General features: G+C 43.2%; 1 protein-coding gene. It reads left to right on the top strand.

Annotated elements, in window-relative coordinates; genetic code table 11:
• Nucleotides 1–200 (top strand): hypothetical protein (locus KVT45_RS55460; RefSeq protein ID WP_217562742.1); only part of this gene is annotated, 200 nt, incomplete at its 5' end.
• Nucleotides 201–250: the final 50 nt, after the last annotated feature.

The following is a 250-nucleotide window of genomic DNA, read 5'->3' on the forward strand; positions in this document are numbered from 1 at the left end:
GTATGGAGACCGGTGACTTTTTGAAGGCTTCTCCTCCAATTGAAATGACAAGTCACGCCAAGTTGGAGGAGATTCTGATCCAAGCAGCAGCAAAGATTGGGTCCAAACCAGATGGTCCACAAGTAATTTTATATGTTCCTTGCCTAGCTACGGTAGAGCCAGATGTTACTACAATAGGAGAGACAGTAGAAAAGTTGTAGGAAGTATAAGCATAGTATAGAAAGACCAACCAGGTTGTGAACCTGTCTTG

The sequence above is a fragment of the Streptomyces sp. GbtcB6 genome, from assembly GCF_019091475.1.
Classification (GTDB): Bacteria; Actinomycetota; Actinomycetes; order Streptomycetales; family Streptomycetaceae; genus Streptomyces; species Streptomyces hyaluromycini.